Origin of the sequence: Bradyrhizobium zhengyangense (assembly GCF_022012555.1) — a bacterium.
GTDB lineage: Bacteria > Pseudomonadota > Alphaproteobacteria > Rhizobiales > Xanthobacteraceae > Bradyrhizobium > Bradyrhizobium zhengyangense.
Genome location: NZ_JAKLTZ010000064.1, coordinates 1 through 2,536, shown reverse-complemented (window position 1 = coordinate 2,536; position 2,536 = coordinate 1). Strand labels below are relative to the sequence as shown.

3 protein-coding genes are annotated in these 2,536 nt (G+C 63.3%); all 3 read left to right on the top strand.

What is annotated here, in order from left to right; genetic code table 11:
* Positions 1-110: 110 nt before the first annotated feature.
* Genes L6639_RS42810 through L6639_RS42800 form a run of 3 tightly spaced genes read left to right on the top strand, consistent with a single transcriptional unit; the run spans position 111 to position 2,410 of the window.
* Positions 111-971 (top strand): tyrosine-type recombinase/integrase, encoded by an 861-nt coding sequence (locus L6639_RS42810; RefSeq protein WP_164935788.1) that lies wholly within the window; start codon positions 111-113, stop codon positions 969-971.
* 9 nt (positions 972-980) lie between these two features.
* The gene (locus L6639_RS42805) at positions 981-2,174 is read left to right on the top strand and encodes an IS91 family transposase (protein WP_128929833.1); all 1,194 of its coding nucleotides are present in this window, start codon (positions 981-983) and stop codon (positions 2,172-2,174) included.
* Positions 2,171-2,410 (top strand): hypothetical protein, encoded by a 240-nt coding sequence (locus L6639_RS42800; protein ID WP_128929832.1) that lies wholly within the window; start codon positions 2,171-2,173, stop codon positions 2,408-2,410. Before L6639_RS42805 ends, L6639_RS42800 begins: the two co-directional genes overlap by 4 nt.
* The last annotated feature ends 126 nt before the right edge of the window (positions 2,411-2,536 follow it).

The window sequence follows — 2,536 nt, the reverse complement described above, 5'->3', positions numbered from 1 at the left end:
GATTGAACGAACCCGCTACGCGGCAGTAGGGGGCAAACCTGCTGAACTGAGGTGTCCTGTCTGAGAGGATGTTGGTCTTCGCACCACCCCTCTCAAGACAGGAGACCCAGATGGCTACGATGAGCCCTCTTCGGCAGCGCATGATCGAGGACATGACGGTCCGCAATCTGTCGCCGTCGACTCAACAATCCTATATCTATGCGATCGCAAAGTTTAGCCGCCATTTCGGCTATGCCCCGGACCGGTTGAGTTTCGAGCAGGTCCGCGCCTACCAACTACATCTCATCGGCCAAAAGCGCTCGTGGTCCCACATCAATCAGGTGGCCTGCGCGCTGCGGTTCTTCTACGGCGTCACACTCGGGCAGACGGAGGCATTCGAGCGGATCATTGGTGGCCAGAAGCCCGACAAGCTCCCGCTCGTGCTTAGTGCCGAAGAGATCGAGCGCTTCCTGGACGCGGTTACAGGGGTGCGCAATCGCGTCGTGCTGGCGACGGCTTATGCGGCTGGCTTACGGGTTAGTGAAGTCGTCCGCCTGAAGGTGAGCTCGATCGACAGCAAGCGAATGTTGATCCACATCGAGAACGGTAAGGGCGGCAGGGATCGTTACGCGATGCTTTCTCCGCGACTGCTGGAGATTCTGCGTACGTACTGGATGCGAGCCCGACCGGGGCTGTGGCTATTTCCAGGCCAAGACCCAAGTGAACATGTCAGCGTCCGCTGCGTCCAGGCGGCCTGCCGCGCCGCCCGCCGCCGCGCTCGGCTTGCCAAGCCGATTACTGTCCATACGCTCCGGCACTCGTTTGCGACCCATCTCCTGGAAAGCGGGATCGACATTCGCATCATTCAAGTTCTGCTCGGACATGCCGACCTGGGATCGACCGCGCGCTACGCTCAGGTTGCGACCAACCTGCTCGCCCGCACGACCAGCCCATTCGATGGACTCTCCGTCAGGGTGATCCCACCCGACTGAGCTGCGCATATGCGCCCCGTGCTCGAGGTGGCGGACATCCTCCGCCGCCACGGCGGCGCCTTCCGTGCCGCGCAGGGTCCTCGGCTGTCCTCCGATCAGCGCCGTGTGATGGCGGCCATCGAGGCGTGTCGCACAGCGACGCTCGGCGGCCACGTCGAGCGGTGCGACGACTGCGGCCTGGTCCGCGTCGCCTATAACAGCTGTCGCGATCGGCACTGTCCAAAGTGCCAAGCGCTCGCGCGCGCCCAATGGCTCGCCGAGCGCCAGGCCGACCTGCTGCCGGTCCCCTATTTCCATGTCGTCTTCACCGTGCCGGCGCCGGTGGCCGCCATCGCGCTGCAGAACAAGACGGCGGTCTACGACATCCTGCTCAAGGCAGCAGCCGAGACGATCCGTCTCATCAGCGCCGACCCGAAGCATCTCGGTGCCGAGACCGGGATGATCGCCATTCTCCATACCTGGGGCCAGACCCTGACGCATCATCCGCATGCCCATTGCCTCGTGCCAGGCGGCGGGATCGCCCCTGATGGAAGCTGGGTTCATTGTCGCCCCGGCTTCTTCCTTCCCGTTCGCGTCCTGTCACGATTGTATCGTCGGCTGTTCCTGGAGCGCCTGCAGGCGGCGTTCAATGGCACCAAGCTCCAGTTCTTCGGCCATCTCGCGCACCTCGTCGAGCCAGCGGCATTCGCCCGCCATCTAACCGCCCTCCGCAAGGTCGAGTGGGTCGTCTACGCCAAGCGTCCCTTCGGCGGACCAGAACAGGTTCTGGCCTATCTCGGGCGCTACACCCATCGCGTTGCAATCGCCAACGGCCGGCTCCTTACCTGTGACCAGGGCCACGTCCGCTTCCGGTGGAAGGATTATCGCGCTGGCAACAGATCCAAAGTGATGACGCTCGACACTGAGGAGTTCCTTCGTCGCTTTCTGCTCCACGTATTGCCGAAGGGGTTTCGCCGCATCCGTCATTTTGGCTTCCTGGCGAACGCCTGCCGCGTCGCCAAACTCGCGCGCATCCGAGCGGCGCTAAAGGCGCCAGAGCCGCCTCCGCCTGCCGAAGCTGTCGACTATCGTGAGCGCTGCGCCATCCTCATTGGTCACCGCCTCGACTTGTGCCCCATCTGCGGAGGCCGCATGGTCGAGATTGGGCCTGTGCCGCGTGCGCAAACGCCGCGACGCGCAGCACCTCGCTGCGATACATCATGACCGACTACCTCGACTTGTTCGCTCCCACTGCAGGCATCGCCATGCCGACGTTCTCCGTCGGAACGATCAAGCACGCTCACAACGCGCGGCGAACGGGCGATAGTCAGCCGCTTGGGCTTGACGCGCCGTTCGACGCTATCGACGCCGGCATCCTCTGCTGCCAATATCAACGGCAATCTGCGGCCACACTCGCTCGCGGGCCCGACATCGGGTCAATCGCGCCTACCGGCGCCTAGATCGAGCCCCCATAGGTCCTCGCTCACAAGACGCGGCTTCGTTCAATCCAGCTTCAAATAGGTCCCGCGCTGGACTTGCGGCGAGATCTGCGACGCGGGACCTATTTGAACCCTCCAGTATTCCGA